The sequence below is a fragment of the Paenibacillus ihuae genome, assembly GCF_001368795.1.
GTDB classification, from domain to species: Bacteria; Bacillota; Bacilli; order Paenibacillales; family Paenibacillaceae; genus Paenibacillus_AQ; species Paenibacillus_AQ ihuae.
In genome coordinates this window covers 2,359,113-2,365,136 of the sequence record NZ_LN831198.1, presented here as the reverse complement: position 1 = coordinate 2,365,136, position 6,024 = coordinate 2,359,113, and the positions used below count along the sequence as shown (strand labels likewise).

The following is a 6,024-nucleotide window of genomic DNA, read 5'->3' as shown; positions in this document are numbered from 1 at the left end:
TCGCGGTGTTGATCTTGGTTCTTTCTTCAACAGCTATCCCCATGGCATCAATCAGGGCAATCGTCCCGGATTCAATCTTCAGACTTGAACGCACTTCATCGAAGTCGCGGGTTGTGTTAACCAGTACGACCCCGTCCGGCTGCAGGCCGCTCGCCACGTTCACAATCTTGTACAGAGCCTCGTGGAAAACCGCGATCAGATGTGGCTCTTCAATCGGACTATGATCTCTGATCTCAATCTCCGGATCACAGAAGCGGACAAAGGTTTTCACGGGGGAGCCCTTTTTCTCGGACCCGTAGGAAGAGAAGTTAGCGGCGTTAAAGCCCAGCTCGAGCGCGCCGGTCTCCGCAAGCATTTTTCCTGCCAGATTGGCGCCAAGTCCGCCGATGGATTCAAGCCGGATTTCAAAGAAGCCGAGTTCATTTTTTTTCGTCAAAGTAGACAACTGAGTTTCCTCCTTTGTTGTGGTGCTGATTTCGGCAGTTACACAAGTGAAAACATTCACTTACGTTTGCATGGAAAAACTTACTCCTGGTGTTCTTTCTTAGTCAAACGGCTATACCCGCAGTGATCCCCGCGGCCGTGATCCATCCGGTAACCGGATATGGCAATCCGCATTTCGAGGCAGCTGCGGCAGTGCGCCGGTTCATCACCCATGCAGATTTTCTGCTCATATAGTGCATATTTGCGGCGGATTTGCAGCGGTGACAGAATGGGCATGACGACATTCGCTCCGGCTTGGATCGCCTTTTCGCGCCCGGCCGGATCCAGCGTACCCATCGCGGTGGTAGCAGGCATTAGTGCATCCGGCACCATTAGTCTGGTCATTGCAATCATCACCAGCGTATCTTCCACCGTCCCGCCAGCTGCCTCTTTAAGCGGTGTAGCGCTGTGCGGGATAAACGGGCCGATGCCGATCATCTCCGGATGGAATGCTTTTAGAAACAGCAGATCCTCAGCAAGATGGCGGTGTGTCTGGCCGGGGAGCCCGACCATGAATCCAGCTCCCACCTGATAGCCGATCCCCCGGAGGATGCGCAGGCAGTCCATGCGGTTATCGTAGGACATCCCGGGATGCAGAGATTCATAGAGCGCGCGCGATGCCGTTTCATGACGCAGCAGATAACGGTCAACTCCGGCATTGTACAGTGCACGATAAAAACCTTCACTCCGTTCGCCGACAGACAGGGTAACTGCGGTATCCGGACAACGCAGCTTCAGCTTCCGCACAATGGAGGTAATTACTTGCTCCGAATAGTGGATATCCTCTCCGCTCTGGAGCACGAATGACCGGTAGCCCAGTTCATAGCCTTCTGCCGCGCATTCGAGAATCTCTTCCTCGGTGAGCCGGTAACGCTCTGCGCTCCAATTGGACCGGCGTAGTCCGCAGTACAGGCAGTCCTGCTTGCAGTAGCTGGAAAATTCAATCAGTCCGCGGGAGTAAACGCTTACACCATAATACTGCTTGCGGACCTCTGAAGCCCGGCTATACAGCTTATTCTTAAGCTCAGGAGTCAGATGTCCGAGAAACCAGACAATCTCTTCCTCTGTCAATTCATGCTGTTCAGATAATTTGTCAAGCAATGCTTCCATTGTTCGGTGGCCTCCGTTCTTACGGCAGGCTTAGCCATAGCGGATTGCTGTGCCTTGTGATTTGCTAAAATAATTTACTCGCTAAGAATACTCTAGACTATGCAGCACTCTATGCTTAAATTCCGGGTTTTGTCTGCTGTTTTTGATCTTTTTACGAATTGTTGAAAAGTGTATGCATAACGGGTATGCCGACAGGGTTTGTCGGAGATGTGTCATTCTCAGTCCAATTGAGAATTGGGGCGGATTGCTTCTACTAAGATAGATAATGGTGAATGCAAAAAAACCATAACCTCTGCCTGAAGTGCAGAGATTATGGTTTGGTCCGGTGAACAGCTTACACTGAAGTCATCGTATTAGTCAGACTGCCGAGCTTTTCAATCTCAACCGTTACAACATCGCCAGCCTGCAGGTATACCTGTTTCTCCGGCAGATAACCGAGAACTACACCCTCCGGTGTACCCGTGAGAATTATGTCCCCCGGCTCCAGCGTCATATGCTGTGAAGCATAGCTGATGATTTCATTGCAGTGGAAGATCATATCTGACGTATTGGACGATTGCCGAACTTCACCGTTAACGTAACAGGAGATGCTCAGAGCATTCGGCTCCCGTACCTCATCCGCTGTGACCAGATACGGCCCTACGGGGGCGAACTTATCACAGGTTTTGCCGAGCAGCCACTGCTGGGTGCGGAACTGCAAATCACGGGCTGAAAGGTCATTCGCACAGCAATAGCCGAAGACGTAATCCAGTGCCTCTTCTTTGCTTACATTGCTTGCTGTACGGCCGATGACAATTGCCAGCTCCGCCTCATAGTCAACTTGCTGTGATACCGCAGGCAGCGGCACCTCCTCCTGATGTCCGGCCAGCGCATTGTTGAATTTGCTGAACAGAATCGGAGTCTGCGGGATCGCCGAACCGGTCTCTTCCGCATGCTTGCGGTAATTGAGGCCGACACAGAGGATTTTACCCGGACGGGTCACTGCCGGCCCAAAGGTAAGCCTGGCTTCATCAAGCAGCAAATGGCTGTTGACCCCGTTACCGGTAACGAAGCCCGCAAGGTTAAGTAGCTTATCAAGAACAGCATCTCCGCCTGAAATGGCCTGGTGGATATTTAGGTCCGCTAATTCCACCTGGCCGCTGGCCGCCGCTGCACCGGCAACGTCTACAACTCCCGCATCCGTATGTATACCGAGCAGGTAACTGCCATTCTGCATATAATTGAGCAGTTTCATAGTATCTCTCCTTTTTAATAGGTGAATACTCTTAATTCTATCAGCATAGCCTGCCGGAAGCGTTTCTCGTCCGCCTCCGCCGGATTCCCGATAAACAGAATGGTATCCTCAAGCGCGTGCTCCAGTTGAAGACGTTCCACCGACCGCTCGGCCAGCCGGTTCAGTGTGTCCAGACAGACGGTTACCGTGAAATACAAGCTTTCTGCAGCCGGGTTCACAGTCACCAGCCGGGCTTCCTGAAAATGCACAGGCGGGGCATCATTATCCTTCTGGCCGTTTAAGGGATCCTCGGGAATCAGCGGCACATGGTACAGCTCTACGCTCAGCTTCAGCTCACCGCTTACCGCAAGCGTCTTGGTCAGAGGGACAAAGCTTCTGTTCTTGTCTAGTCCGTGATAAGGCGATCCGTTAATAGACAGCAATCCCTCTCCCCCGGCCTTGAATATAATCCCGGCTTTTTCGTCCGCCCAATCCTCCGGTATTTGGACTGCCGCTTCCAGAAACAGCGTCTCTCTAACCTGGCTCTGCAGCCGGCCGGGAGCGGCGGTCTCCTGTTCAGCACCATACCGGTACTCTCCTTCATCCGCATAAAATGCTCTTTGCAGGGACCACTCTCCGATGTCGCGGCTTTCCTTAATCCAGCGCAGCTGCAGCTCTTTCTGCAGCCGGTTAATCCTTCTGATCAGCGGCATGTTCATTCCTCCCGGGTAATGAGTTTGCAGTGCTATTCAAAGAATTTTATAAGCAGGGTATGAATTTCGTAAGGCTTGAATTCAAGCTCGATTTCACCGCCGCTAGTAACCTCTCCCTGAGGGCGCTCCATGAGATCGCACAGCTGCCAGGAATGAACAGGATACCCGCTGCTAAGCTTGACTTTCCTGCGGCCGCCGAAGAATTCATGCAGCCGGATTACACAGCTGTCTCCATGCTCTGAACGTTTAATGGCGTCAATTGCAATTCCAGCAGCATTGGTATGAATCAGCGACTTATTCTTTTCCCCGGCAAAGACTCCCTGGACCGCCCGCAGCGGATTGTTAAGCATCCACGCTTCCTCAGCTGTACGGCCCTCTGCCCAGTCTCCCTCATGCGGCAGCAGGCTGTACGTGAACCGGTGTTCCCCTTGATCAGCCTGCCAGTCCGGTGCGGTTGCCGATTTAATCAGTGACAGGCGCATCACATGATCCTTGATGTCATAGCCGTACTTGCAGTCGTTAAGCAGGCTTACGCCGTAGCCCCGCTCCGACAGATCCGCCCATTGATGCGCTACACTCTCAAAACGGGCATAATCCCAGCTTGTATTCCAGTGGGTCGGACGCTTTACATTACCATACTGGATATCATAGGTAGCCTCTGTTGAACGGACGCTGACCGGAAAAGCAACCTTAAGCAGCTGTTGCTGCTCATGCCAGTCAACAAACGTCTCAAAATCGATCCGGCGGCTGCCCGCATACACCTTCACCTTCTGGATGACCTTGGAGTCCATGTACTTCCAGGAGAACTGTAACACGGCTGCGAGCGGACCTGATTCCACCAGCTGAGTGGAGACAAGTCCGGTGATTTCCCGTTTTTTCTCCTGATAATACAGATCAATGTCCCAGGCATCGTACTGCTTCGGCTTATCCTCGAACACTTGCAGCACATTTCCGCATTCACCCGGAGCAAGGACCTCACGCTCAGCATTACGGTCATACAGGCGGCATAGCTGGCCCGAGGTGTTCCATTCCATAAAATAATGAGGTGTTGTCAGGGTGGAGTTTTCCCACACAAAAGGGTCCGCTTGAGCTGCCGGTTCAACCTTTTGAGTAAAATGTGCACTAATGACTGCAGCTGCCAGCATCGGAATCTCCGGCGTTTCGATCAGCCATCTGTTGTCCAGCTGTTGTGCACGAAGAACAGATCCGTTTTCATCCCGCCACTGTCTCTGCTCTGAATCTTCGGCAGTCACGGTAAGCAGTGCTGCCTGGTTAAAGGAAGCTCCGTTAAATACCGTATACGCCGTTTTGCCTGTTTCCGGTCCGGTTGAAACGGTTAAAGCTTCAGCTGCAGTACGGGCTGCCTGTGTGCCGATCCGTTCAGCTTCCGCATACTCCGCACGGGAATCCTCGTAGACCTCACGGATGGAGGAGCCCGGGATAATATCATGGAACTGGTTGCGCAGGATAATTTTCCAGCCCTCATTAAATGCCTCCGCCGGGTACTTCCCGAAGCTCCCCGACCCGGCAGCCAGCAGTACCTGGAGCCACTCCGCTTCCCGGTAGAGCAGTTCCAGCCTGCGGTTCATTTTTTTATTGTAAGCCTGACTGGTATACGTTCCTCTATGGTACTCAAGATACAGTTCGCCGTCCCAGGTATGAACATACTGATCTGTGCTGCGGATCGTCTCATTCAGACGCTCGAAATAATCATCCGCCCGGCCCGGCTTCACATTCGGCACCCCCGGTATGGCATCGAGCCTCCTCCGCATTTCCAGATGCTCCCGGTTAACTCCGCCGCCGCCGTCCCCGTATCCATAGGCAAGCAGCAGCTCGCGGTTCAAATTCTTGTCCCGGTAGGAGTCCCAGATGCCCTGAACAGCAAACGGTTCTATTATACCGTTGTAGGTATAATACCAGGCGCTGGATTCGGGACCTTCCGGTGTCGTGATAAAGTGGGCAAGCACCTCGCTCCCGTCCATCCCCCGCCAGCGGAACGTATCATGCGGCATGCGGTTGTACTGGCTCCAGCTGATTTTGGTCGTCATAAATGTGTCTATACCGGATTCCCGCAGAATCTGCGGCAGCGCCCAGCTGTAGCCGAACACATCCGGCAGCCACAAATATTTGCATTCCACGCCGAATTCTTCCAGGAAAAAGGTGGTGCCGTACAAAATCTGGCGCACCAGCGATTCGCCGCTCGTCAGATTACAGTCCGCCTCCAGCCACATCGCACCTCCGGCTTCCCAGCGGCCTTCACTGACCCGTCCGGCTATTACTGCATACAGCTCAGGGTAATCCTGCTTGATGTAATCGTACAGCTGAGGCTGTGTCTGCAGAAAAATATATTCCGGATACTGCTTCATCAGCCTTAGTACTGTGGAGAAAGAGCGAGCCGCCTTCTCCCGGGTATGGGTCAGCCGCCACAGCCAGGCAACGTCGATATGGGTATGCCCTACAGCCGTTACCGTAACCGGATGCTTCTGTTCCATCGCCGTAAGGTGC

At 53.1% G+C, this 6,024-nt stretch carries 5 protein-coding genes; all 5 read right to left on the bottom strand.

Going from position 1 to position 6,024, the window contains the following annotated elements:
- A partial coding sequence (locus AQR02_RS33995) for a 2-oxoacid:acceptor oxidoreductase family protein (RefSeq protein WP_245237305.1) occupies positions 1-445 on the bottom strand: 445 nt, incomplete at its 3' end.
- Positions 446-525: 80 nt separating this feature from the next.
- Positions 526-1,593, bottom strand: a complete 1,068-nt coding sequence (gene hydE, locus AQR02_RS10680) for a [FeFe] hydrogenase H-cluster radical SAM maturase HydE (RefSeq protein ID WP_054940547.1) — start codon at positions 1,591-1,593, stop codon at positions 526-528.
- 334 nt (positions 1,594-1,927) lie between these two features.
- The gene (locus AQR02_RS10675; protein ID WP_054940546.1) at positions 1,928-2,827 is read right to left on the bottom strand and encodes a fumarylacetoacetate hydrolase family protein; all 900 of its coding nucleotides are present in this window, start codon (positions 2,825-2,827) and stop codon (positions 1,928-1,930) included.
- A gap of 14 nt (positions 2,828-2,841) precedes the next feature.
- The gene (locus AQR02_RS10670; RefSeq protein ID WP_054940545.1) at positions 2,842-3,519 is read right to left on the bottom strand and encodes a hypothetical protein; all 678 of its coding nucleotides are present in this window, start codon (positions 3,517-3,519) and stop codon (positions 2,842-2,844) included.
- Between the two features lie 32 nt (positions 3,520-3,551).
- Positions 3,552-6,024, bottom strand: a 2,473-nt coding sequence (locus AQR02_RS10665; protein WP_245237303.1) for an alpha-mannosidase, incomplete at its 5' end; no start/stop codon positions are given.

What these genes read in the sequence shown, in the direction of transcription:
- AQR02_RS10675 (WP_054940546.1), bottom strand. Translation starts at nt 2,827, where the DNA reads ATGAAACTGCTCAATTATATGCAGAATGGCAGTTACCTGCTCGGTATA.
- AQR02_RS10670 (WP_054940545.1), bottom strand. Translation starts at nt 3,519, where the DNA reads ATGCCGCTGATCAGAAGGATTAACCGGCTGCAGAAAGAGCTGCAGCTG.
- hydE (WP_054940547.1), bottom strand. Translation starts at nt 1,593, where the DNA reads ATGGAAGCATTGCTTGACAAATTATCTGAACAGCATGAATTGACAGAG.